General features: G+C 49.2%; 22 protein-coding genes. 3 read left to right on the forward strand and 19 right to left on the reverse strand.

The window, feature by feature from the left end; all coding sequences use genetic code 11:
* Positions 1-106: 106 nt before the first annotated feature.
* Complete coding sequence (locus G3352_RS19385) at positions 107-1,147, forward strand: zinc-binding alcohol dehydrogenase family protein (RefSeq protein WP_345940781.1); 1,041 nt, start codon at positions 107-109, stop codon at positions 1,145-1,147.
* Between the two features lie 364 nt (positions 1,148-1,511).
* Here the strand turns inward: G3352_RS19385 and G3352_RS19390 are convergent, their stop codons facing one another.
* Positions 1,512-2,234: a TASOR family protein gene (locus G3352_RS19390; RefSeq protein ID WP_205524946.1), complete on the reverse strand. Its 723-nt coding sequence runs from the start codon at positions 2,232-2,234 to the stop codon at positions 1,512-1,514.
* Positions 2,235-2,327: 93 nt separating this feature from the next.
* On the opposite strand from G3352_RS19390, the gene G3352_RS19395 reads away from it, so the two are divergent.
* Positions 2,328-2,561, forward strand: coding sequence for a hypothetical protein (locus tag G3352_RS19395; RefSeq protein WP_064642526.1), 234 nt, complete (start codon positions 2,328-2,330; stop codon positions 2,559-2,561).
* 150 nt (positions 2,562-2,711) lie between these two features.
* Here G3352_RS19395 and G3352_RS19400 read toward each other — a convergent pair whose 3' ends face one another.
* Positions 2,712-3,782, reverse strand: coding sequence for a Gfo/Idh/MocA family protein (locus G3352_RS19400; protein ID WP_163758941.1), 1,071 nt, complete (start codon positions 3,780-3,782; stop codon positions 2,712-2,714).
* 38 nt (positions 3,783-3,820) lie between these two features.
* On the reverse strand, positions 3,821-4,297 hold the full coding sequence (locus G3352_RS19405) for a GNAT family N-acetyltransferase (RefSeq protein WP_163758943.1): 477 nt from the start codon (positions 4,295-4,297) through the stop codon (positions 3,821-3,823).
* A gap of 295 nt (positions 4,298-4,592) precedes the next feature.
* Between G3352_RS19405 and G3352_RS19410 the strand changes: the two genes are divergently transcribed.
* Positions 4,593-5,654 carry a copper amine oxidase N-terminal domain-containing protein gene (locus G3352_RS19410; RefSeq protein ID WP_163758945.1) on the forward strand — a complete coding sequence of 354 codons (1,062 nt, stop codon included), beginning with the start codon at positions 4,593-4,595 and terminating at the stop codon, positions 5,652-5,654.
* 164 nt (positions 5,655-5,818) lie between these two features.
* On the opposite strand, the gene G3352_RS19415 is transcribed toward G3352_RS19410, so the two are convergent.
* The 16 genes from G3352_RS19415 to G3352_RS19490 form a co-directional block, all read right to left on the reverse strand.
* Complete coding sequence (locus tag G3352_RS19415) at positions 5,819-6,235, reverse strand: RidA family protein (RefSeq protein ID WP_163758947.1); 417 nt, start codon at positions 6,233-6,235, stop codon at positions 5,819-5,821.
* A gap of 221 nt (positions 6,236-6,456) precedes the next feature.
* A complete protein-coding gene (locus G3352_RS19420) occupies positions 6,457-7,428 on the reverse strand; it encodes a M15 family metallopeptidase (protein ID WP_163758949.1) in 972 nt (323 codons plus the stop codon).
* Between the two features lie 316 nt (positions 7,429-7,744).
* Complete coding sequence (locus tag G3352_RS19425; RefSeq protein WP_163758951.1) at positions 7,745-8,563, reverse strand: hypothetical protein; 819 nt, start codon at positions 8,561-8,563, stop codon at positions 7,745-7,747.
* Between the two features lie 53 nt (positions 8,564-8,616).
* A complete protein-coding gene (locus G3352_RS19430) occupies positions 8,617-11,820 on the reverse strand; it encodes a DEAD/DEAH box helicase (RefSeq protein WP_163758953.1) in 3,204 nt (1,067 codons plus the stop codon).
* 286 nt (positions 11,821-12,106) lie between these two features.
* Positions 12,107-12,559, reverse strand: a complete 453-nt coding sequence (locus G3352_RS19435; protein ID WP_163758955.1) for a chemotaxis protein CheW — start codon at positions 12,557-12,559, stop codon at positions 12,107-12,109.
* Between the two features lie 257 nt (positions 12,560-12,816).
* Positions 12,817-13,779, reverse strand: a complete 963-nt coding sequence (locus G3352_RS19440) for an ABC transporter ATP-binding protein (protein WP_163758957.1) — start codon at positions 13,777-13,779, stop codon at positions 12,817-12,819.
* The gene (locus tag G3352_RS19445; protein WP_163758959.1) at positions 13,776-14,753 is read right to left on the reverse strand and encodes an ABC transporter ATP-binding protein; all 978 of its coding nucleotides are present in this window, start codon (positions 14,751-14,753) and stop codon (positions 13,776-13,778) included. The genes G3352_RS19440 and G3352_RS19445 overlap by 4 nt, the downstream gene beginning before the upstream one ends.
* Before the next feature lie 60 nt (positions 14,754-14,813).
* A complete protein-coding gene (locus G3352_RS19450; protein WP_163758961.1) occupies positions 14,814-16,151 on the reverse strand; it encodes a M20 family metallopeptidase in 1,338 nt (445 codons plus the stop codon).
* Between the two features lie 93 nt (positions 16,152-16,244).
* Positions 16,245-17,828 carry an ABC transporter substrate-binding protein gene (locus G3352_RS19455; RefSeq protein WP_163758963.1) on the reverse strand — a complete coding sequence of 528 codons (1,584 nt, stop codon included), beginning with the start codon at positions 17,826-17,828 and terminating at the stop codon, positions 16,245-16,247.
* Positions 17,829-18,092: 264 nt separating this feature from the next.
* Positions 18,093-18,968, reverse strand: a complete 876-nt coding sequence (locus G3352_RS19460) for an ABC transporter permease (protein ID WP_163759167.1) — start codon at positions 18,966-18,968, stop codon at positions 18,093-18,095.
* Positions 18,969-19,019: 51 nt separating this feature from the next.
* The gene (locus tag G3352_RS19465) at positions 19,020-20,030 is read right to left on the reverse strand and encodes an ABC transporter permease (RefSeq protein WP_170867904.1); all 1,011 of its coding nucleotides are present in this window, start codon (positions 20,028-20,030) and stop codon (positions 19,020-19,022) included.
* Between the two features lie 312 nt (positions 20,031-20,342).
* Entirely contained in the window at positions 20,343-21,875 is a 1,533-nt protein-coding gene (locus G3352_RS19470; protein ID WP_163758965.1) for a PucR family transcriptional regulator, read from the reverse strand.
* A gap of 396 nt (positions 21,876-22,271) precedes the next feature.
* Complete coding sequence (locus G3352_RS19475) at positions 22,272-22,904, reverse strand: aspartate/glutamate racemase family protein (protein WP_163758967.1); 633 nt, start codon at positions 22,902-22,904, stop codon at positions 22,272-22,274.
* A 230-nt stretch (positions 22,905-23,134) separates the two neighbouring features.
* The gene (locus G3352_RS19480) at positions 23,135-24,085 is read right to left on the reverse strand and encodes an aminopeptidase (protein ID WP_163758976.1); all 951 of its coding nucleotides are present in this window, start codon (positions 24,083-24,085) and stop codon (positions 23,135-23,137) included.
* Between the two features lie 19 nt (positions 24,086-24,104).
* Complete coding sequence (locus tag G3352_RS19485; protein WP_163758978.1) at positions 24,105-24,776, reverse strand: AroM family protein; 672 nt, start codon at positions 24,774-24,776, stop codon at positions 24,105-24,107.
* A gap of 96 nt (positions 24,777-24,872) precedes the next feature.
* Positions 24,873-25,823, reverse strand: a complete 951-nt coding sequence (locus G3352_RS19490) for a DUF1177 domain-containing protein (protein WP_072734897.1) — start codon at positions 25,821-25,823, stop codon at positions 24,873-24,875.
* Positions 25,824-25,933 lie beyond the last annotated feature (110 nt).

Below are 25,933 nucleotides of genomic sequence, written 5' to 3' on the forward strand. Positions count from 1 at the left end.
TATCATTATTGATACTATAAACCAAAAATGATACTACTGTTTATTTTCGATATTATACTATATATTTTATGTATAACTTATTTCTACGAGGAGGTTAACTATAGCGATGGGAAATCCAATCATGATGAAAGCGTTCGGATATTACGAACCTGGGCTAGAGACCGACATACCACCATTTCAGGAGGTAGAAGTTGAGAAACCAAAACCTACAGGAAAGGATTTACTCGTTGCGGTGAAGGCGGTGTCTGTTAATCCGACGGATTGGAGATCTCATCTTTCCAAACATCCGGACGATTTATCCCTGACCGTGCCTGGTCGTGATGTAGCGGGCGTAGTAGTGGACATCGGCTCCGATTGCAATTTGTTCAACGTTGGTGACGAAGTGTATTATGCGGGGAGCAATATGCGACCAGGCGGACACAGCGAGTTTCATTTAGTGGATGAACGAATTGTCGGCAGAAAGCCGAAAAATCTGGATTTCGCCCAGGCAGCAGCTTTACCTCTGACAAGCCTTACGGCAGGAGAAGCTTTTTATGAGCGCTTGGGCATTTCCAGGAATGCATCGGATAACGAAGGCAACACTATGCTTATTATCGGGGCAGCGGGAGGCGTCGGATCGATCGCTACTCAATTAGCCAAGTTGGCTGGACTTAAAGTTATAGCAACTGCCTCTCGTCCCGAATCAGTCTCTTGGGTAAAATCAAACGGAGCAGACCATGTGATCAACCATCATCAACCATTTGGACCACAACTTAAAGATCTCGGACTCGCTGGTGTACAATATATTTTCGTGCTAAATCATATAGATGAGCATATGGATGAGATGGCAGAAGTTATTTTGCCGCAAGGAAAAATTTGTTCTATTCTGCCATTCGAAAAACCAGCCCAACTTCAAAAGTTATTCTCAAAAAGCGTAACGCTCGTTTGGGAAATGATGTTCACCCGCCCAATGTTCCAGACAGATGATATGATTGAACAACATCTTCTACTTAATGAAATCGCAGATCTGGTGGATGCGGGCAAGATTCATACAACGATGGCAGAGCGGATTGAACCAATTAATGCAGCTAACTTGCTGGAAGCCTACCGAAAGAGCAAATCGGGCACTGCAATTGGTAAAATCGTGTTGGAAGGGTTTGAAAAGTAAATGTACATCCGTTTCGTCTGATCACGATCAATGAATCAACCAAAGGGTGTTGTCCCCTGCGTAGCGAGGAAGGTATATCCTTTCGGTTCGGCGTATGCGGAGCCTGAAAGCTTATTTTGACAAATCAAAAACAACCGGGTATTCCAGAGATTCCTGCTTTGCAGCTTGCAAAAAGTAAGCTTGGAGGTCGAGTGGCTTTGCCTTGCCCACAATCTGCTTAAAAATGCCGCAATGACGGAAAAATGCAAAAGGACCGAAGCAGGATGAACCTCTGCTTCGGCTTTTTTGCAAGTACCCATGGTAACTATTATTCACCGATAGTTTCTAAGAACTTTTGAGACAGCCTCTTTCTTAATTCGCTGAATTATTTAATTGCTTGTGTCCATTCTACGAATTTATTAGGTTCTTGCCACGATCCAGAATAGGGCCCAGAAATGTCACCAGAGAAATTACCTTTTCCTGTTGCATTCCATGTTCCGCGATTTACGAATGGCGTTATCCAAAAAACATAAGAAACAATACCGCTACCAACTTTCGGTCCTGAATATTTAGTATTTATGCTTTGGGTAATTTCACTAGCCAACCCAGCTTCGATTGAGGTTTTTAAACTAGATGGAATCGTTACACTAGCAGAGACATTAGCACTCAACTTGTATGTGGTATTTATAGTTCTTTCTTGAGACTGGCCAACGCTTGTTATCTGTTGAGCAGCTAAGGGAGTATCTCTTTGAGTTACTTGTTTAGTAATATCCCAAATAATGTGAGTATCATACCATGCACTTGGAGAGACAGTGTTTTGTGAAAAAGGAGAGATTTGATTTGTACCTTCAATAACATTTGAAATGATGATATCCCCTGTTCCATTAGCTTGCTGAGAAATAGCTTTCAATTCCTCATCGGTTATTTTTCCAACTACATTGGGTGAGATGGAAAAGTTCTTTCCATCAATAACCTTTTCAATATTACTAGAAACTGGAGCAACCGTATCCTCAATAGATTGGGCCATTGCTATGGACGATAAAGAACTACCCAAACATAATGAAGCTGCAACAACTGGTATAAAAATTTTTTTCCTAATAGACAACATATATTCCCTCTTTTCGTTTATAATTTGGTACATAATCCATAATAAAGGAAAAATATATATTTGTAAAATAATTCAAATAAAGGAGGTATTTAAATGAATTTCCGAACTGCAGGCATATTACTTTTATCTTTAGGAGGATTTTTATATACTCTTGAACGTGTGGTTGCCTATTTCTCTACCTACATTACAAGTATTGGCAAAGAGGGTATCTCTGTTGATTTAACAGTGTTATACCCTGGATTTTTCAGTAATCTCTTCATTCCATTTTTTGTATTCTTAGGATTAATCTTTTGCGTTATTGGTTTTTCGAGTAAAAAAAATGACTAAACGCGCTATGTAATTCCAGTCCAGTTGCAGAGAAATGAATATTGTAAATTAGTCCAAGCTACTATTTTAAAAAATGTTCTGGTAGATCGATTTCTACCAGAACATTTTAAGTGTAACAACTATTTCACGAAAGACACGGATCTAAATTTTTCAGTCCAGACGAATCTCCTGACCTTTTTCGGCTGACTCGTAGATTCCGCACAGCATCCTTGTCGAAGCCACACCATCCGCAATTGGGCTGATGGGCTCGGTACCATTCAGACAACAATCCACAAAGTGATCAATCTGATTCTGGAAGGCACCGTGAATATCGAGACCTTTATAGTCTGTCTGAGGTTCAATGTTCAAGATCGTATTGTGTTTCTCGGTGACGATTAGCGTTTCGGGCTCCAGCTCAATTCCACCACGCTCACCGTACAATTTGACTGAAGATGCTTCCCCACGTGCATGCAAGGTAAAGCTCACATCTACCGCCAAAGAAGCCCCGTTCTCGAAGCGAATCAGCGCATTCGCCATATCCTCCACATTGTTGACAGCGGAACTGTAATCTGCGGCTTTGTAAAAAGAAAGATGCTCGATATGGGCACGGTTGCCCAGTTTTCGATACGTATTGCCACTCACCGAAACAGGTTTCGGTTTGCCCATCAGATACCAGCATTGGTCGATAATATGTACGCCAAGATCAATGAGCGGACCACCGCCGGAACGGTTTTTGTCCGCAAACCAGCCTCCCGGATTTCCCAAGCGACGCAGGATAGAAGCTTTGGCATAGTACAGCTCACCAAACTCACCCGCATCAATGAAACTGCGCATCATCTGCATATTGTTGTCATAACGACGCACAAAGCCCACGATAAAGGTACATCCGCTTTGCTTCACAGCCTCTTCAATCCGCAGCGCATCCTCCACATTGGTTGCTACCGGTTTTTCCAACAGCACATGTTTACCTGCCTCCAGGGCAGCGATGGCAAATTCGGCATGCGTATTATTCCACGTACAGATACTAACGGCATCCACATGCGGGTCCTTCAGCATCTCGCGATAATCGGTGTACACAGATTGTGCATCATACTTCTCAGCAGCCGCGGCTGCACGCTGTTCATTCAAGTCACAGATGGCGTAAATGACGGCATTCTCGTTTTTGGCATAACACCTCATATGAAGATCCGAGATGGACCCTGTGCCGATCATGCCGATATGCAGCATTTTGCTCTTGGTCATCTTCTTCCTCCCTTCCTTTTCCAGAACATGAATATCGTCTAGTCTGCCCGGAGCATGCCTTTGTAAATCCCTGGTGTTGAATTTTCGATCTTCACGGCCCCCAGGGTCTGAGCATAGAAATCCACGGGTCCCGCCGATCCAATAATTGCGTAAGCGTAACCATCTGCCTTCATGGCATGCATACAGGCCAACAGCAGCGCTGTACCGACACCTTTGCCCCGTGCCTCCTGACCAACACCTGTTGGACCAAAGAAATTACGACACGTTGCTTCATAACAAGCGAATCCGATCATTTTCCCATGCTCAAGCGCAATATAACAAGTCACGGGTTGACGTGCAAAAGCTACATCACATTCATCCACCCAGGGCTGGCTAAAATGGGATCTCACCCAATCCAGAACAACTTGCTTCTCTGGTGCGATGGCTCTTCGGATGACAATGGAGGACTCCTCCAACTTCTTCAGTCCACTCTCTTGCTCTGGCAAATGGTAAAGCGCAACCAACATATCACTCATATGATTGCCTCCCTCCTCATATTTGGATGCTCCAAAACCCCATGTAATCCAAGGTTATTTCAAATTCTGAATCACACGTCTTCCACACATTGATCCTTAACCGCATCCTGCTTCTTATAACCGGCAATGTGGTCTGTTTTTCAAATAATAGACTAACATGCTGCTCACATTATTTACCTCAAAGTGCAACACTGGACGAAGTTGTCCCGTCTATAAGTTTGGAACGTGGCCTTAATAGGAGTTTACCGCGTCATAACCAAGATGAGAAGGGATGAAATCAACGATGAACAACAACATGAAAAAAGTTAGCGCCCTGATGGTCCTGTCCTTGGCCCTGGGCGGGGGAGCCGCATACGCAGCAAACCTGGACAGCATTCAGCCCGTCAATTCAACTTCCGTATCAGCCGATAGCAAAGGAACTGAAGCTGTAAAAGTATCTGTGAACGGTGCACCGATGACTGACGGTTATTGGAACAAGGATGGTCAAGAACCCATGATCGCACTGCGTGATCTCACAGAAGCTCTTGGCATTGAACTGAAATGGAACAAGGAAAACAAATCTGCTGAGCTGACAAAGGGTACCCTCTGGACAATCGTTACCACAGGCAAAGACCAGTATTCAGTTAATAAAATGCTGCTTAAGCTGGGAACAGCGCCTGAGATCACAAATGGCACACTGTTTGTACCCGCTTCTTTTGCAGATAAAGTACTGCACGCACAAGTGAATACAACAGGTAACCAAGTAACCATCTCCAGTGAAGAGGAAGTGAAAACCGTTACTGAGCGTGGGGTCATTACGGGAATTAACAGCGAAGGCAAGTATCAATCCATCCATATCGGCGGTGCAGGTACAGATGGTATCGTACTTAATGTTGGTGAGGATACCGCTTTCAAATCCGCGGATGGCAAGGATATCAAGCTTACTGATCTGACCATTGGCATGAACGTGGAAGCTGAGCATTCAGAGATTGCAACCCTCAGTTTACCGCCTCAAACACCGACTTACAAAGTCACTGTACTGGATACTGCTGCTTCGGAATCCGAAGCACAACCTAAAGAAGTTTTGGGTACAGCAGGCACGATTGAAAATGTAAAAACAATAGAAAATAATGGTACTCAGATCGAGATCTCCGGCTCCCGCCTGACAGAGACATCACCTGACCATGTTATCCTTAACATTAGCAAAGATACAGAACTGGTGAATCATCAAGGGGAAACGATCAAACCAGAGGAACTAACCAAAGGTGCCAAAGTGATTGGTTTCTATAGCCCTGTCCTGACCCGCAGCTTGCCGCCAATCGGAACGGCTTGGAAAGTAGTAATCGAAACACCAGCCGATCAACCTGAAGCGAAATAAGTTGCCAGAAAAGAAGGCTAGCCTTACTTATGCGTAGACGCAGTAGAGCTAGATCACACTATATCAATGCAGAAATAACCTTATCCCTCGCTTCCTCCTTCATGGAGGTTAGGGTAAGGTTATTTCTCGATACTGCATTTTGTATATATGTATATATAATAGCTCTATTCCGTTATTTCGGCATCAACCTCAGCTTGTGCTTCAACAATCGCTTCTGCCTCAATCTCCACCATTAGCAAAGGATCAATGAGTGCACTAACCTCCACCATCGTAGCGACAGGCTGGATCTGACCAAAAAATTCACCATGAGCCTTGCCCACTTCTTCCCACCGGGAAATGTCAGTAACAAACATGCGGGTTCTCACGACATGAGACATGTCTGCTCCTAATTCTTTCAGTGCATTTTCGATGGTCTGCAAAATAAATCTCGCCTGTGCATATGGATCACCTGCTCCAACCACAACACCGTCCTGCATGGCTGTAGTACCCGCAACCTCAATTCGGTTGCCAACACGAATGGCACGGCAATATCCTACAAGCGGCTCCCATGGAGAACCGGTAAACACCTGCTGTCTGTTCATTCTGCTTTCCCTCGCTTTACATGTGATTTGAACTCCTGATTAAACATGAATTATATCAGTCTGCCGACCTGCTGAACAAGCAAATAAAATAGGATATAACTGAATTTAGCTCAAACCAAAAAGCCCCTGAGTGATCTCCCGTGCCTTGGGCAAGGGTGAATCATTCAGAGGCTTTATGAAATTGAGATCCTAGTCCTCAATCAAAAGATGAAGCACCAGGCTTACAGCTTGATATTAGCCTCATCAAAGTATTCTTCAAGTGTCAGTCCACTTTTCACAACATCAGGAGCAAGATCAGTGCCGACATAGCGAATATGCCACGGCTCGTACACATAGCCGGTTATCGCTTCCTCACCTTGTGGATAACGGATGATGAACCCATATTCTGCGGCATGCTCAGCCAACCACTGGCCTTCTTTCGATGTGCCAAACACCTCTTCTATGGCATTGCCTACACTTGGACTGGAAACGTCAATCGCTAGTCCGGTCTGATGTTCGCTATGGCCTGGCACAGAGCTTACACGATCCGTGTATTCTTTACCTTTGGTTTTGACATTGTTGTTATAGATCGAAACCTGACGCTGATAAGAACGATATCCAGAAACCGCACGAAGTTCAATGTCGTCCGCTTTGGCACCGGCAAACAGCTTCTCCAACGCCTCGGCAGCTTCCTTGCGCATATGACGCTTTTCATGCGGCCCGTCGAAGGAAAACGGTACGTTAGGCTCCACCAGATCATCCGGCTCGTATCCTTCTGGCAAGCTGCGCTGTTTGTTAACGATCACTGTCATCGCTTCTGAATTGGTCACTACCGCTTGTGCATCAATCGTCGTTTGCAGTGCGCTAATGCTGCGTTTCTCCATCAGGGGATCCTCTGATGTGGCTCCATTGCCTGCGTCAGAAGAACCCTCTCCGCCAGTTGAAGCATCGCCGGAACCACTATCTGTACCCTCATTGTTATTGTCCGAAGATGAGCTGTCATCCCCACCTGTGTTGTTGCCATCCTTGCCAGTATCCTCAGTCAAATGAACCGTGGTACCGTCCGACTCTTGTTGTGCGCTTCCTGCTGCGTTCAGATTCTGGTTCTCCTCTGAGCCCGAACCGTCCTGGCAAGCGGATAACAAAGCTCCGCATATCATAAGTGAAGACAGCATAACCGCAACTTGGCGCTGTCGTCCTGTACGTAATTTCATGTAAAAACTCCTATCGCATAGTAATAATAATTGCAGTATTCGTGCATGTGGGCTTGTCTTCCCCTGCGACAGTATACCTTAAATTGCAGCGAAGCTCCACCGGTAAAGACCTCCTTGAGAGGATGTCACCCTAAAGATATGCCGGGTGTACAGCTTGTACGGTCGTTTTTTGGACTTTTAGAGCCCTATCCCAAGGTTCAACGCCATAGAAGCGAATTAGAAATGTATATATCCATTTTGGATAAAAAGGATTACGCCGATGCACATCACAAACAAGCGGGGATGATCTGAGATCTCCCCCGCTCCGAATGGTGCATCATTTGGTTGCCGGGCTGTCCTTCTTCTTCTTTTGGACAGCCTCCCACATCCGCGCAGCTACGCGCTCGCGGATCAATGCCAGCCCTGCGGTGGCAGGCACGCCTGGCAGCAGCGCCGCCAGCTCCGGCGTTGCCGGGGGCTTCCCCGGCTGCGCCAGCCGCACCTTCACGGCGCCGAAGCCAGGCCCCGGCTGGTGCATGGCGCCGTCCGCAGCTGCCTCGGCGATCCACTCGCCGACGGCTGCGCCGCCTTCGCCGCCCCGCGCCTGCGGGCGGCCGGCCGTTTCGGCTGCGCGGCCGGGGCCGCTGGGATCATGGGCGAGTTCCTCCGCCCATGATCCCAGCACGCCGGCGAGCAGCGCTTCGCGCGGCAGGCCGGCGTGCGCCAGCTGCAGCAGCGGCTCGGCCGCGAAGCGCGCGGCAACGGCGCGCTCAGCGGCCTCGGCATGCGCGCAGCCCGGGCGGCCGCAGGTGCACGTCGCTGCGCCGCCCGCGCTCAGAGAGCTGCCAACGGCTGTGCCCGGCACGGCCTCGCTTGGCGCATGCTGCGGCAGCAGCCCGTCGAGCTCCGCCGGGGCAGGGCCGCCGCGCAGCAGCGCGTACAGCGCCAGCGGACGCTTGCGCAGCTGTGCCAGCACAGCCTCGCGTTCAGCTTCACTGAGCTGTGGCAGCGTGCCTGTTACCGTGAACAAGCCTTCGGCTGATTCGGTCTTGCCTGCGGCGTCTAATGCTTCTTTGCTTGCATCAGACGCCGCACTTACTTCTGCTGTCCATCCACCGGGGGACATATGCAGCTCTACATTCCATTTTTCGCTCACAACAATCCCCCTTCCTATCACTATATTTTGCATTTACTATTTATTCTCGCAACCTACAGCCATGTCTCTCCCTGAAGCGAGATCAGGCCACGCAGCTCATCATCCGACATCTCGGTCAACCAGTTCTCACCGGAACCGACCACCTGCTCAGAAAGTGCCTTTTTACTCTCAATTAGCTCATCAATCCGTTCCTCCAGGGTACCCTGACATATCAGCTTATGCACCTGTACGTTTCGATTCTGCCCAATTCGGAATACCCGGTCTGTCGCCTGATTCTCCACCGCAGGATTCCACCACCGATCGTAGTGAACGACATGACTGGCACGCGTCAGATTCAGGCCTACACCCCCGGCACGAAGAGACAGGACAAACAAGGATGGGCCCTCCCCTTTTTGGAAGGTTTCCACCATATCATCCCTTTGCGACTTCGAAACACCACCATGCAGGAAATACGGTTCTTCCTCATACCGTTGTGTAAGCCTGGATACGAGCAGTTCCCCCATCGCCACATACTGAGTGAAAATCAGCGCAGATTCCCCGTTGTCACGGATCGCATCCACTAATTCCAGCAGACGTTCCATTTTGCCGGATGCCTCAGCCTTACCATGTTCCTTCCGGCTGCTGTCCGCCAGCACCGGATGATCACAGATTTGCTTCAGCTTGGTCAGTGATGATAACACAATTCCCTTACGGGCGATACCGTTTCGTCCATCCAATCCACCCATCAGGTCATCCACCACCCGCTGATAAAGAACGGTCTGCTCTGGTGTCAGGGAACAATAGGATTTCAGTTCCAGCTTCTCCGGCAGATCCTTGCGGATATCCGGATCACTTTTCAGCCTGCGCAGCATAAAGGGCGATACAAGCCGATGAAGCTCACGCAAAGAAGCTGCATTTTCTTCGGATGGGCCCAGTCCGGTATAGCGCTGGCGGAATGAAGAAGCCGTACCCAAATACCCCGGATTAAGGAATTGGAATATGGACCACAGCTCGCTTAGTCGATTCTCCACTGGCGTACCCGTCATCGCAATGCGATGCGGCGTAGACAGGCGCATGACGCTTTGCGCTTGCTTTGTGCGGTAATTTTTAATATATTGCGCCTCATCCAGCACAACGGTAGACCAGTGCAACGAAGCCAGATCCGGGCCATCCCGGCCAGCCAGATGATAGGTCGTCAGCACAATATCATGGGACTGTGCTTCCGCCTGGAAGGCATTGCCGTGCAACCGTTGTCCGCCATGATGAATATATAGCGACAGATTCGGGGCAAACCGCTTCAGCTCACGTTGCCAGTTCCCAAGCAGCGAGGTAGGGCACACAATAAGTGCAGGCAGATGCGCATCATGCACGTGCGGCTGTTCACCGTTCGCGGACTCTTCTTCCATCCCCATAAACGCTTCGTGCTCACGTGCTTCCTCCTCCGCGGCTTGCTGTTCCTCATGCTTCAAGTCCAGCAGGCAGGTAATAACCTGTATCGTTTTCCCCAGTCCCATATCATCGGCAAGACATACTCCGAACCCAAGCTCACGCATGGCGGATAACCATTGATACCCCCGCTCTTGATAGGGTCTCAACTCGCCATGCAGCTCTGCCGGAACCTGCCGAGGCTCAATGCTGCGGAGCACCTGTCCGTCGAGCAAAAAGGACAGCAGCCCCTCGGATTCCGCCCCAAAGACGGAAAGCCCCTTCCATGCCGTATCTTCGCCTTCTTCCGCTGCCAGATGCAGCCATTCGGAGAGTGGCATATATTGTTCTTCTTCTTTTTTCATATAACGCAGAACCTGACGAATCTCTTTTGTATCCACTTCAATCCATTCGCCGCGGAACATCACATAAGGTACCGTTGCTTCTGCAAGCGCAGCCAGCTCCTCCGCCGTAACCGGTTTGCCGTCCAGCATCGGTTCTGCCTTAAAGGCAACCAGCTGCTCCATACCCAGTGCAGACGGAGCCCCAACCGGTCTTTCTATTCCCCGATTGAGCATTTGCAGACGTAGTCCAGCGCGGCGTTTCCCTGCACGGCTCCAGCGGGAAGGCATTAACACGGTTACTCCCGCCTTCTGCAGACGAGGCACAGCGTAGGTCAAAAATTCAAAAAAGGCTTGCTGTTCCAGCTTCATTCCTTCCGGTCGTGCATGAAGAAGCGCTGGTTCCAGCTCCGGTGCCAGTTCTGATGCATGCCCCAGCGCCATCAGGAGCTGTTCTGCAGCTGAAATATAACGTACTTTGCCTCGGTCCAGATCTCGTTCCGGATGAGCCCAGATCGTACGTGCAGGCAATCTCAGGCCAGATTCCTGCACACTGTCTGCCCAGAAGGTAATCCCCCACAAGGATTCATGATCACCAAGAGGCGGTTCCAGCCGCAGTACCAGCTTCAACTCACCTTCCGTGGGAGCCGTTTCTTCACTGCCTACCACGGGTTTCGCAGTGCCGCCAGCTTCTTGCAGCGTTCCAATGAGTTCTGCCATTTCTTCCGTAGGTCCCTGCACCGTCACCGGACGGAACATCGAGATCAGACTATTCCACCACAGCTCTGCTACCGGAGAGGACCCACGCCGGAATGGCGTGCGGTAACGAGACAGCTCACTGTCCATGCTTTCCATCTCACCCGTAACAACCGCATGGATCATTCCGCTCATAAATGAAAATAATACGGCCGCTCCCGCTTCCTCCCGTGATTCCGGTTCAGAAGATGCGTATGCTCCAGGAGCAGACAATCCGATCGGCGGCATAGATTCCGCCAACTCCCGGAATCGTTCTACATCCGCTTCCTGCAACAGACGTGGACGCCATACGCCTGTCAACGTTTCCTGTCCGGTGCGACGACGCGCCCCCGTCTTGGCCGCAAACTCAGCCGACGGAGCAAATTCTCCGCGCAGCAGCAGTTCCTGTGTAAACTGTGCTGCTTTTACCCAGTAGCGAATCTCTTCTCCGGCCTGAATTCCCGCCGCGTTCAATATACTGTCGTCCCAATGGAGCAGCAGCTTGAATGTATCTTTGGGCGAGATTGCGAGCCCTTCCAACGTCCGTCCGAGCAATTGACGTCGCTTCGTACCCTTCGCTTCCGCGGCATTACGCATCGGATTGGGCCAACGAAGCTCCGCAAGTCGCAGAGCGGCAGGCTGAAACAGACGACCCCCGTCGCCAAAATTCAGCTTCCGTACCACGTGGCTCCACGCATCCACACGTGGTTCCGATGTTTCACCGGAAAAACAAAAAAATACGTCACCAAGCCATACTCCATACAGCGATTGCATCATTACAGTCTCCCGTCATCCCTTCGCATTGTTACTCTCCATCATATACGAAAATGCTCGGATTTAAAAACTTTTACGGATAAAAAGTGCTACATTGCTTCGAAAAACCATCTCCAAACCGCTTCATACTATATTATGTATGGCTGTTAAAAGGTGAAACACACCGCCTCATTGCATTCAAGGATAAGGTGATCACAATAAAAAATGCCCCTCATCCCCACAAAGGGGTAAGGAGCATTATTATAATCAAGCGGATATGTGCTTTGTTTATAACATTTCAACGTTGCTTTTACTGCGATTTGGTTAAATTTCCGAGCAATACATCCAAATTAAGAATGCCCGCCTCATGATCGTCATTGTGTGCGATTTCCTTGAATATTCCCGTTGTGTAGCGACGATATTCTTCTGTAGGCTCTTCAAACCGATCATACATCACCACGGAATCCACGGAATCGACGACGAGCGGTACATAATCGTCGTGGTACGGCACAACAATGATACGAGTGGAAGGTGTAGTCTCCTCATCAGGCATGCCGAGCAGGACGCGCACACTCACAACAGAGACCACTTTTCCGTACAAGGGCGTGAAACCCTTAATCTCAGGGCTTCCAAAAGGAACGGTGGTTACCGGGAGCATTTTGATAATTTCATGAACTTCATCAATACGAAGCGCACAAATCTGATTTCCGACCGAGAAATTAATGTATTGAATTTGAACTTCCTCATCCATAGATGTTTTCATACCCTTCTTGTCTTCAGTTTCAATAGAAGCTTTTTTATAGTCATCTTGATCATGAATAATTACATTTCATGTTGCATTCTCTGTGTTTATATCGGTTGAAGGGAGAAAAATTTTTACCCATTTCTTAATATGGAGATACTATCGTCAGAAATAAAGGCAGAAGAGAAGATAAAAAAAGAAAAACGCAAACAGAACCCCAGTAAACTGGAGGTTTGTTTGCATTTTCCGAACGTATTTTTCAGCTCAAATGATCACTTCTAATACAAATGACATGCCACCTGGCGTCCTGGTGAAATCTCCCGCAGCTCCGGAATAACAGAGCGGCATTCGTCCTTCACATACGGACAACGGGTATGAAACGTGCAGCCGGACGGTGGATTTTCCGGATTGGGCACATCGCCGCCCAGGACGATTCGTTCCTTTTGCACATTCGGATCAGGAACCGGAACAGCGGACATCAATGCTTTGGTATATGGGTGCAGCGCTTCGGTGAACAGTTCGGATGTGGGCGCAAGCTCGACCACTTTGCCCAGATACATGACAGCCACACGATCACTGATGAACTTAACGACAGACAGGTCATGAGAGATGAACATATACGTCAGTCCGAATTGTTCCTGCAGATCCTGCATCAAGTTCAGCACCTGTGCCTGAATCGACACATCCAGTGCTGACACGGGCTCGTCACACACAATGAACTTGGGATTCAAAGCGAGAGCACGGGCAATCCCGATCCGTTGCCGTTGTCCACCCGAGAACTCGTGTGGAAAGCGGTGTGCCTGATAGGGGGATAATCCGACCACTTCCATCAGCTCTTCGATTCGGCTTTTCAACTCGTTTTTTTTCAGATTATGGTGGGTGAGCAGCGGCTCCTCCAGTGTGCGCTGTACCGTCCAGCGCGGATCCAGTGAAGCGTATGGGTCCTGGAACACCATCTGCATATCCGTACGAAAACGGCGCAGCTCTTCTGGCGGAAGCTTCCGTACATCCTTTCCTTCGAAGAACACCTCGCCATCCGTCGGCTCAATCAGACGCAGGATGGCACGCCCCGTGGTGGATTTTCCGCAACCGGACTCTCCAACCACGGCGAGTGTTTCCCCACGCTCCACAGACAGCGTTACACCATCGACGGCTTTGGCGGCACCGACCTGTTTGGAAAACAGGCCCTTGCGGATAGGATAATGCTTCTTGAGGTTTCTGACTTCCAATATCGCACTCATATGATCCCCTCCTGTTGCAGCAGACAGCGACAGCTATGACTTGGTGCTGTCTCCAGTAATTCGGGTTGTATCGTCTCGCACCGTGCTTCCTTCACCGGGCAACGAGGAGCAAAGCGACAGCCGGACGGCATATGGGCGGGGTTCGGTACCTGACCTGGAATAGATTGAAGACGATCCTGATCCCCCGCAAGCTGTGGCAGCGAAGCCAAAAGACCGCGAGTATATGGATGCTTGGGATCGGCAAAAAGGGTTTTGACATCCGTCTCTTCCACCACTTGCCCGGCATACATCACCATGACGCGATCACACATCTCAGCTACAACACCAAGATCATGAGTGATCATCATGATTGCCATATTCTCTGTCCGCTGGAGGTCACGCATCAAGTCCAGAATCTGTGCCTGGATGGTCACATCCAGGGCTGTTGTTGGTTCATCTGCAATGAGCAGCTGCGGACTGCATACCATCGCCATGGCGATCATCACCCGCTGGCGCATGCCACCTGAGAGCTGGTGCGGGTATTGTTCTGCAATTTTGTCAGGACGGGGAATGCCGACTTTGCGAAGCATATCAACCGACCGTGCCCAAGCCTCTTTTTTGCCCAGCTTCAGATGGTATCGTGCCGCTTCCGAAATTTGTTTACCGATTTTGAATACCGGATTGAGCGAGGTCATCGGCTCCTGAAAAATCATGGCCATTCGGTTACCCCGAATTCGGCGAATTTCACGCCCGGACAGCTTAAGCATGTCTTTCCCCTGGAAACGGACTTCCCCTGACGCCACGCGGCCGATCTTTTTGGGGAGCAGCTGCATGATCGATAACGATGTAATACTTTTTCCGCATCCCGATTCTCCGACAATACCCAGCGTTTCACCCTGCCGTATGGAAAGGCTGATCCCGTCCACGGCGCGTATCACGCCTGCACCCGTAATGAACTCTGTCCGCAAATCCGAAACTTCGAGCAGTTCAGTCATGTTGTTCCCCTCCCATGCCATTACGTTCTGAACCTTTAGCTTTACTCCTTCTAAAAAGAATTAGCGCTTGGACGTCGTGGCTTCTTCGGAAGCCGCACCATTCGAATTCTTCAATGACGTCTCATCTTCCTTACCTTCCACGCCCAAATATTTAAGCGCGCTCAGCGCATACACTTTGGCGCACTGGATAATCTGCCATACGGGTGCTTTTTCGTTAAAATTATGAATCGTGGACAGCTCTGCCGGACCATATTGCAATACCGGAATCTGATGATTACGGAAGTGGCGTGCATCGCTGGATGCCCATTGCAGCACACCATATGCCTCTTCACCGCTCACTTCACTGATGCTCTCCACCAATTGGCTCACGATTGGTTCATGCGCTGGAGTCCAGTTTGCGTTGCCCTGGAAACCAAACGGCTTCAGCTCCGATTCTATTCCTGCTTCAAGCAGAAGCGAGCGAGCACGGTCCAATACATCGCGGTAATCCACACCAAATGGAACGCGGGAGTCCACCTGAACAGTGCAGCGATCCGCTACCACATTCACCTTGGTTCCACCCTGAATTGAACCGATATTCACTGTTACATGGTCGAACACCTGATAGGCCAGACCAGCCTTCTCCCGATCACGCGCATACTCCTGCGAGATGCGGATAATATCCTTCACCTCTTCCGGGATGTCCGGCTTGAAGTCCCATAGACGCTGCAACGCTTCAATACCTTTAGCTGCCTTCACAATCGCATTATCGCCTACAATGGGTTGAAGACTGCCATGACCCGGTGTACCTTCCACCGTAAACTCAAACCAGCAGCTCCCCTTTTGTCCAATGGTTGGATGCTGCGGGCTGGATGGCTCTGCAATTACCGCGGCAGTTCCGGTTGCAAGACCACGTTCCAGAACCCATGGTACCCCCAGGTCACCGCCTGTTTCTTCATCCGGAACAATCATCAGCGACAGATCTCCGCGCAAAGGCACATTCAACTTTGCCAGAATAACCGTCGCAAAGATCAGGCCCGCAAGCCCACCTTTCATGTCGGATGCCCCGCGTCCAAGCATATATCCGTCCTTGATTTCACCGCAGAACGGATCAAAATCCCAACGAGAAAGATCACCGGCTGGCACAACGTCGGTATGACCACAGAAAATCAGATGTTTGTCTGACTTGTCTGCCCCTTCTCCGTTCAACGTCGAGATCAGGTTAAACATGGTTTCCGTTGCCGCATGTACTTTGGTGTCAATTCCGGCCTGATGCAAATATTCGATAATAAAAGCACTAATCTCACGCGAATCCCCTGGAGGGTTCTCCGTCGGAAAACGAATCAGTTGTGAACAGAGCTCCAGTAATTCATCCTGACCTTCCTCGATTGCATCAAGTACCTTCCTTTTCCAATCCATCCTGTTCAGGCTCCTTTCAATAATGGCTGTATTATGATCAGTACGAATCGTCAGAAGACAGGCATGACTGCCTGTCCCCCAAATCGTCCGTTTTTACTGCTCCTTGCTAAGTGGGTAGAAACGCAGAACTTCATCCGGGTAATACACGTATCCGCTGACCTTGTTATTCATACCGACAACCCGGTTGTATTCATATAGATACGCCCATGGCGCTTCTGTCGTAATAATCTCCTGCGCCTTCATGTATAGCTCGTTGCGTTTCGCCTGATCCGGTTCGGCGCCTGCTTCTTCCCACAGTTTGTTAACTTCCGCATTGTTGTAATGAATGTAGTTGGAAGAGCCTTCACCGTAGAGCAGGAAGCCCAGATGGTATCCAGGATCGTTAACAAAAGAAGTCCATTTGGAAATGTAAGAGACTAAATTCCCGTCTTTTTGCTGTTCCAGGAACTGCGCACGGGCGACCTTGTTAATGTTCATTTTGACACCGATCTTGGCCAGTTCCGCTTGAATCAGAACCGCATCATATTCCCAATCGTCAAAGCCCGAACCGAGGGTAAAGTCAAAGCTGAACCCTTCCGCATAACCTGCTTCTTTCAACAATTCCTTGGCTTTGTCCAGATTGTACTCATACACATAGCCTGCATCCGTAAAGCCCGGTGTGTTACTTGCTACAGCACTCTTCATCTCTTTGGCCTGACCATACATGACATCGTTGATCAATTGGTCATAAGGGATCGCATAGTTGATGGCCTGACGTACTTTTTCATTATCAAACGGTTTGACATTGTTGTTCATCGCGAAGAACAAAATACGGTTACTCGCATTCGATTTGATGGTCAAATTACTGTTCTCCTGCAAAGCTGCAACATCTTTGGGAGGAATCTCGATTGCCATGTCCACGTCACTCTTGTTCAGCAGCAGAACACGGTTGGAGGCTTCCTTCGTGAATTTCAGCGTGACTTTGCTGAGTTTCGGTGCTCCCTGCCAGTAGTCGTTATTGGCCTGGAAGACCGCTTCACTGGCCGGGTCCCATTTTTCAAGTGTAAACGGGCCTGATCCCGCAGCATTTGTTTTCAGATAATCATCACCTTTTTCCTCGACGAGCTTCTGGTCCACAATGGAGAAGGTATACATGGCAATGATCTGGGTGAACATGTGGTTTGCTTTATTCAGTACGATCTCAACGGTGGAGTCGTCCTTGGCGGTCACGCTCTTGATGTCGGCCATTCCATATAGAAAGCTGCCGGAGCTGGACTTCGCCACACGGTCAAAAGAGTACACAACCGCATCCGCATTGACCGGATTTCCACTTTGGAATTTCAGACCGCTTTTGATTTTGAATGTGTACGTTATATTGTCATCAGACACTTCCCAGCTCTCGGCGAGCATCGGCTGAATATCCTCCGTGTTGGCTACATCAGCACCATCCACCGTTTTGACACCATAGGTTACCAACTGGTCATAGGTTGCCAGTACCAATGTATCCGAGGTCAGGTCATTCGCCTCCGCCGGGTCCATCGTAGTTCCACCCTCAGAGTAAGCAACCGTCAGTGTTGGCGCAGGTTTCGTTTCCCCTCCTGAGCCGGATGCCGCAGGCTGCTGGTTGGCATTGCTGGCACAGCCACCGAGAACAACGGTAAGAGCAATCATTGCAGAAAACCATTTGAGCTTTTTCATTTTTAGTTTCCTCCCCTTTTTGAACCAGTCTTATGATGTGATACTGTAAAACGTTGCAGCTTTTATTAGACAAAGTAAATGTATGGGCTAATATCCCGGAAAGTAACTAACTCATATTCCTGATACCAACCGCAGCAGCATTCAATCTGCCTACTGACGGTGATGGAGCCTTGCATGCCATTATTCCAAGGCATTCCCCGCAAATCGGTTCCCCCAGCCAGCTATCTATGAATCGGTTCTGTAGAGGCAGATGGTAACCCACCCCTATTTTCCCGAACGCAACCTCGGGTCCAGTACATCACGGAAACCATCTCCGAGCAGGTTAAAGCCAAGAATGGATGTGGCTATAGCCAGTCCAGGGAATGTCACGAGCCACCATTGTCCGGAAATGATATACTCCCGACCTTCAGAGATCATGGCTCCCCACTCGGCTGTAGGCGGTTTGACGCCAAGACCGAGAAAGCTCAAACTGGATGCCGTCAGGATGGCAAAGCCCATACCGAGCGTGGCTTGTACCAACAGCGGTGCCAAAGCATTCGGCAAGATGTGGCGAAACAGAATCACTCTGTCCCTCACTCCAATGGCTCTGCTGGCCTCCACGTACTCCTTTTCGCGCAGGGATACGGTCTGCCCATACATCAATCTGGCAAATTCGGGAATACCCACAATCCCTACAGCAATCATGGCACTTGTCAGTCCGTTGCCGATGGAAGCCGCGATGGCCATGGAGAGTACCAGCGAGGGAAATGCAAGCAATACATCCATTAACCGCATGATGATATTGCCAGTACGTCCGCCGTAGTAAGCAGCGATTCCGCCCAGCGGAACCCCGATGACAAACGAGATGCTGACGGCAATCAAGCCTGTCCAGATGCTGATTCTGGCCCCATACAGAACACGACTCAGAATGTCACGACCATAGTTATCGGTACCAAACCAGTGACCACCTGATGGGGATTCCAGCTTCACAGCCGTATTTGTCACGTACGGATCATAAGGGGCAATCCAGGGGGCAATAGCCGCGATGACAGTCCACATCACGATAAAGGCTAGACCAATAGCAGCGAGCCGATTGCGGAGCAACAATCTCAGAAAGGTTTTGGGTTTGGGAACAACCGCTGGTGCAGGTTTGGTTCCCATGGAAGTCGGTGCGGCAGTACTCACAGCGGTACTCCTCCTTTCGCGGCGACCCTATTCATAACGGATTCGTGGATCAATCAATCCATAGACCAGATCCACCGCCAGATTTATAAAGCTGAACAGAATGGCACTTACCAGTGTGAATGCCTGAATTGGTGCATAATCGGCAGCCAGAATCGAATCTGTCACATAACCGCCGACACCGGGCCAGGAAAAAATAGTTTCCGTGATTACCGCACCACCGAGTAATCCGCCAAACTGCAGGCCAAGAACGGTCAACGTGGGAATCAGAGCATTGATCAGGGAGTGTTTGCCAACGACAGCGGTTTCGCTCAAGCCCTTGGCTCGTGCAGTACGTACATAATCCTGTCCGATGACTTCCAGCATACTGGACCTGGTCATACGCGCCACAATCGCCATTGTTCCTGTGCTCAGGCAGATGGCCGGAAGCAGCAAATGAGCAAGACTGCTTTTGAGTGCAACCATATCTCCGGTCATAAGACTGTCTACCACGTACAATCCGGTGATATGCGTCGGTGGATTGAGGTCTCCGCTGATGCGTCCCATTGGAGCTGGAGCCCAGCCGAGGATGGAATAGAAGATGTAAATAAACAGCAGTCCCAGCCAGAAAATCGGTACACATGCTCCAATCAGTGAGAACACCCTGGAGATGTGATCGATAAAGGACTCTTTTCGAGTTGCAGCGATAATGCCTACCGGAATCGCAACACAGATGGCTATAATCACACTGGCTAACGTCAGCTCAATGGTTGCCGGAAAGCGGGTAGCGAAATCACTCAGTACCGTATGACCGGTATGGTAGGCGAATCCCAGATTCCCTTGAAGCAACTGTCCCACGTAACTAAAAAACTGTACAAATAATGGCTTGTCCAATCCCATGTCCATTCGGATTTTGGCAATGACATCATCCGTGGCCTGTTCGCCAGCCATGACAATGGCGGGATCTCCCGGAAGAACGCGGGACAGGATGAAGGTAATCACCACAATGCCGATCAACGCCGGAATCATCTGCAGCAGCCTTCGGAGCGTGTAAGCAAACAATCGATCAACCCCTTTAACTCTGATGTCTCACTTGCTGTTTTACGGTTCTCTGTGGACGGCCCAGTCTTGAAAACTTGTCTGTTTATCCGTCTCTTCTTTGTAATTGTGCTTATTTTACCTAGAATCCGAGCGTCGAACTACGTCCCTTTTAGCTAAAAAAAAGCACAACCGTTTGTCGATTGTGCACTAATGTCTCCTATTAATGTCATGTTAAATTACACTCTAAGACATAGTTCGCTATTTTTCGACCTATATCTACCATTTCATCCATTGTTGATTTTGCTGTAGAAGCAAGTATCCGATCGGCAGGGCCTACACCTCTTGTTTATCTTGCTTCATGTAGTAGTACACAAGACACAGATGACAGACAAATTGTTCACGCGGATGATTCAGGTCGAATCCCGTAATGTCCCTTATTCGCTCCAGTCGGTATTTCACGGAATTCCGGTGAATATAGAGGCGGTTTGCTGTCTCGATCAGGCTGCCTCTGCTCTCCAGATAATAAAAAAACGTCCGCAGCAAATCTCCGCTGTGTTCTTCATCATAAGCACGCAATTTCCCCAGCTTCCGCTCAAACAATGCCGCAAAACCTGGATCATTCGCCGTTTCGCTCAGCAAGTGATATACCTCTACATCCTCAAACCGGGTTGTACGCCCACCCGACAAGCGGGAGGATACCAGCAGGGCATTTCTGGCCTCACCATAGCTTTGATGCATATTCCAAAGTGGAACCTGAGTGCCCACGCCTGTCCTGAATTGTCCAAGCTTGTTGGCCGGATCTTCGAGCCATAGTCCAATGGTATCAGACCAGGATTGAACGTCATCCATCCATGCCGCATCCCGGGACTCCGGGGTTGGCAAGAAGAGCACCGCCCTGTTTGTCCGAAACTCAATATGAGGTGCTACCCTCCGTTTTCTGGCCTCCTGACCAAGCAATTCGGTCAATAGATCTTCATCAGGAGCAGTCTCCCCTTCCATCACAGCTACTTCCCATAAATGCTCTGGATTCATGCCAAGCTTGCGGCCTCTCGATTCGGCTTCATGCGGCAACAGCAGAGGCGGTGTCAGCAGTTCGTCAATGAAATTGCCCCGAAGACGCAATTCGGTATCTTCCGCCACCTTGTTTCTCATCAATTCCAGGGATAATACTAATCTGGCTTGCTCAATGCCGACTTGTTCCATTTCATCTAAGGAGTCCTTGTCCACCAGTAATCGGGCAACCTTCCGCCGATCCAGATTTATCTCCCATACGAGTGGGTCCTCAGCTTCTTTCCAGTCATAATCTGGCGGTGAAGACACAATCATCTGACCAGCATTGTCGATAACACCCACAGGTGCCTGAAGCAGCTCGGCCACATTGTCCCCCACCGCCTGAATTCCACTGTTTTCAAGTACCATTGTCATCAGTGTCCGATATACTTCCTCTGACCTGCGGAGAAGTGCGGCCTGTCGATCCAGCACCAATTCCATAACAGGTTGCGTAATATCCATGTAGGGTATTTCTGGAGGAATTTCAATGATGGGCAGACCACAGTCATTACTGGCTGCAACGGCTTCCTTCGGGATTTCTTTGAGAAAACGCGCAGGCTTGATAGCCAGAGCCGCCGCCCCCGCTTCATTAAGCGTATAGATTAGTTCTCCGAGCAAACTGGGATTATCACGAATCGAATAGGCTGTCGTCAGCATAAGCATGCCTTCTCGCAACCATCCTTGCAGATCCGGCACCTCCATAATATCCACGAACCTTACAACCCGATCCAATCCTTGGTGCCCACTAATGACTTTGGCCTTGCTGAGTATAGGAATATTCAACAGTTCTTTCAATGTTATACCTGTCGTTTTCAAGCCTATCGACCACCCTGAGCCAGATTTGCAAATCATTTTTGCATACTGTATCTAATTTTTTTGGATAGTTTACCAGACTATCTGATCAAAAAAAACGGGAATTTCTGTGATATCCGTATGTTCTATTTTAATTTCATAAAAAAAAGTAATAATAATACGTTGTTAGTAGCAGTTAATATTACGAAAAAATAAATTTATTACTTTATCGCTTCACATTAAAAAATAAGAAAAGTTATCCCCACGCTCCTTGTAGACCGGCGCCATGCTATTCCAAGAGCCCCGATATCCTTATCCAACGCAAATAACGCCGATGCAGTTATACACACTGCATCGGCGTCAAAATCAAATTAACCCAAATATAAAATCATCCAATACCCACATCCGGCATTCTATAGATCAGATATTCAACGCAGACACGGCTGCTCCCAATGAATAGATCGGGTCAAGCGCCCGGATATGCAGTTCTTTTTCCACTTCCACGGCGAAACCCATCGTTGCAAAACCAGTACACGCAAGAACGATGGACTCGGCGCCCTTCGCCTTGAGTCTTCTGGCAGCTTCCATAGCCGCGATTCGCCCCTGTGGTGTGTTGAGATCCAGCGTAGTTACCACACCTTCGGGACGTTCCATCCCAATATAGGCATCACCTAGTGTTCTTCGAATCAGATGAGGCACTTCCTCTAGGATGGTCAATACACCTACACGCGCCGCTGATGTGAGTGCAAGATGAGCAGCACATGATCCTGCTCCATAGACTGGGATGTGAACTGCGGCACGCATTTCTGCAAGAGCCGGATCGGCTGCACAACTGATACCGATAGAGGTACAGCCTTCTTGTTCAAGTTTTCGTGCCAGATCCACAATTTTGGGAATCGATTCAAGCTCTGTGGCCTGATCATATACCCCCATCGGTTGATCGGGAATGCAGCGACTCCGAACCTGAATGCCATAACGTCCTTCAATCAGTGCCCCGTGTCTGTGGATATCTTCTTCATGATGAAGCGTAATCACTCTGATAAGACCCAACATCAGCATTCCTCCCCAGGCTGTGGATATCTTGTGCATATGTTACCCACAAACTGTTGATAGTTACCCCCAGTTATGTGGATATCTCTTTATATATTGTGAATATGTTGTGTATTTGTCCCTAAAACTACCGCGTAATTTACGTATTGGTCCCCACTGTGGATATGTTGTGCATACGCTCTCATTCACTTTTTTTTTTGATCCACAAGGTTATCTCTTGAATCTTCTGCTCATTATTGATCGAGCAAATCTCCCTGACGCATAATTAACACATCATCAATGTACACATCCGGCTTCTGCACAACGGCATCAATATGAACACCTGCTGCAACTGTGCCACCAAAGGTATTATTACTTCCAAAAGCAACATGAATGGTACCGTAGACTTTCTCGTCCTCCAGGACAACACCTGTAATTCGAGCCTTGTCATTGGTGCCAATGCCGAACTCGCCAAGAATTCGACCATCACCTTCGCCCAGCATCGATAACAGCTTGTCTCCTTCAGCGCCAGTTGCCGTAACAAGGCGGCCCTCTCTAACCGTCAATAGAACAGGTTCACCGATCGCACCTATTCCTGCAATTGAGCCATCCACCAGGATTTCACCTTCTCCAATACCTTCAACGGGGGCGATGTAAGCTTCACCGGAAGGCAAATTGCCGGACTCACCTGGATTGAGGTACATACCTGTGCTCGGCACGCCGTTACGTCCCTGAATTGAGAACGACAGCTGGTGTCCATCTTTCTCGATACGGACATTTCTCCCTGCACTCAGCATGGCTGTAACCTTATCTGTCAAAGCCTTCACTTTGGGATATTCTGCGGTAATCGCACCATTCATGAACATATCATCCGTCATGCCCGGCATCGTGGCTACCCGGGTTCCAGCAGCTGCCGCCTGTTTACGAGCCTGCGTATGGGTTAGTGAATAACGGGTTACGCATACCGCGACATCTGCACGCTTCATCGCTTCGGCAATCGGTGCAGGCGGCTCTTCACCGGATTTGCTCCGTTCCTTCATCACCATAAGCACCGCATCTGCTCCCAATGCCTTGCCTGCCTCATATATCGATTCGGCCAGTTCTCTCTTGGCATCATCCGCTACGACAGCCAGTGTCTCACCACTGCGAAGTCCAAGGCATTCCACCAAAACATTTTTACTGACGTCAATTCGTTGCTGATTCATTTGTTCGTCTCCTCCTGTGTCAGACCATTTCCGCTACTAGTTTACCCATTAGAGCATTCGACAAAATGACCGGGATTCCTGCGCTGGCATTGGCAACCCATTGACGGTGGCGCTCATCATACCCCATGCAATCCAGTAAAATGAGTTCAACACGCCCCTTTAATGATTCCGTCGCCTGCCGGAACTCAGACTCGCCGGATGTATAAGGAGAAGCAGCGGCAAACGCAGGCTGGACCAGGGAGGAAAACTTCAAATCAAGCTGTCCCGCTTGCTCTGGCAATGGTCCGATAAGCCCCAGACGGCGGCCATCGGCCATCGCCTGTACGGCTGGAGGAATAATACGATCAGGCTCAATAAGGTGCACCTTGGCTGAACGTAGACCCGGAAAGGAACCTGTGCACAGCAGCAGAATATTGGGGACACCCATGGCTTCGAATTCACGAATCTTTTGATTCAGCAGCGGTCTGATTTTTTCACGGGATACGATAGCGGCACTGCCATCCTGCATACGGGAAGTCAACACATATTCACCAGGTTCCGGGGCCAGCGCAACGATCTGAGTTGCCGACAGTCCGTCCAACACCCCGACCTGAAGGAGTTCCGCTCGTCCCTCTAGATACTTCTCTATGACAGGCGCAACATCAGTTCGCGGAGCTTGTCCAATCGTAATCATGCCAAGCTGCTTGGTCATCTTATTGCCTCCTACATATCAGATCGGCTGTAGAAGCCACGTATGTCCACAGCAGTGTTTCCACCTGCCGCTTCAACCGTGACCTTCTCGACTAAACTATGCAGACGGAGCTGCCTGGATCCCTGGGGTTTGAAGCACTTTCATTGATCCATACAGACGAGTAATCAGGTTATATTCCTCCACATTGTAGAAAGAACAGGTGCCATTCGTGAATTCCTTGGCTGTCTCCACGACCAAACGAACTGCGCTTGCAATATCAACCTCATGGCTCGCTCCTGTGCCGCATCCCGGAACTGCGGATTGAGCAGTTACTGCTACGCCTACAACAGGTGCATGTGTAGCCACAGCTGGCTGTAAAATGGAATTGATATGGTATAAGTCATTGCCGTATGGCGTAATATCCTGCGTTGTAATCGGGAAGGTCACAGGCAGCTGCCCTGTGGTCATCTCCATAATTCGGAGCAAATCATCGCTCACCCGTAAAATATATCCCTCTTTCACCGTTGGCGAAATGGCGATGCCTTTATGGTTAATCACCCGGTTTCCTTTGGTTGTATCGATGGACAAAATAGCTTCCATCTCAGGCAGAACCTCATGTTCGTTCATCTGTAAAATGTCGACCGGAGAGTCCATAAAATCAACCGGTTCATGCGGAAGAGTCGGGGCATCTGGACAGATATGCGTAGTCACAATGACATCACCTTTGAGCGAATCACCCTTGGTCTGCATATCGGCGAGTTTCAGTCCTGCTGCGACAGCAGCCACGGCACCATCGGCATCCGAAACGAGTCCAATGCGTGTTGGACGGGCGCCGATTCCACCCAGTCGTCCGACAATCCCCATGGTCGGGGCCTGCCCTCCTGACAACTTGCCGTTTGTACCAGGGATGATGATTTTAACAAAATCCGTACTTCCCTTTTCCCCTTGTACGGTCAGCACTTCAACGGAAACCTGTGGATATTGAACAAATAGTTGCTTTACACTTTCACCATTTACATAAGCGCTGTCCAGCGCGTCCAGTGCCAATAACGTTTTTTGAAGTGGCATCGTACACATCCTCCTCTTAGCTGTTGATCTTGAGATCAAGTCTATCGCAGTTCAGAAGAGGGTCACAATGTACTGCCTTGCCAAAATGAGCATCGTTTTATTGTGCGACA

The sequence above is a fragment of the Paenibacillus sp. ALJ109b genome (assembly GCF_010747435.1).
Lineage (GTDB): Bacteria > Bacillota > Bacilli > Paenibacillales > Paenibacillaceae > Paenibacillus > Paenibacillus taichungensis.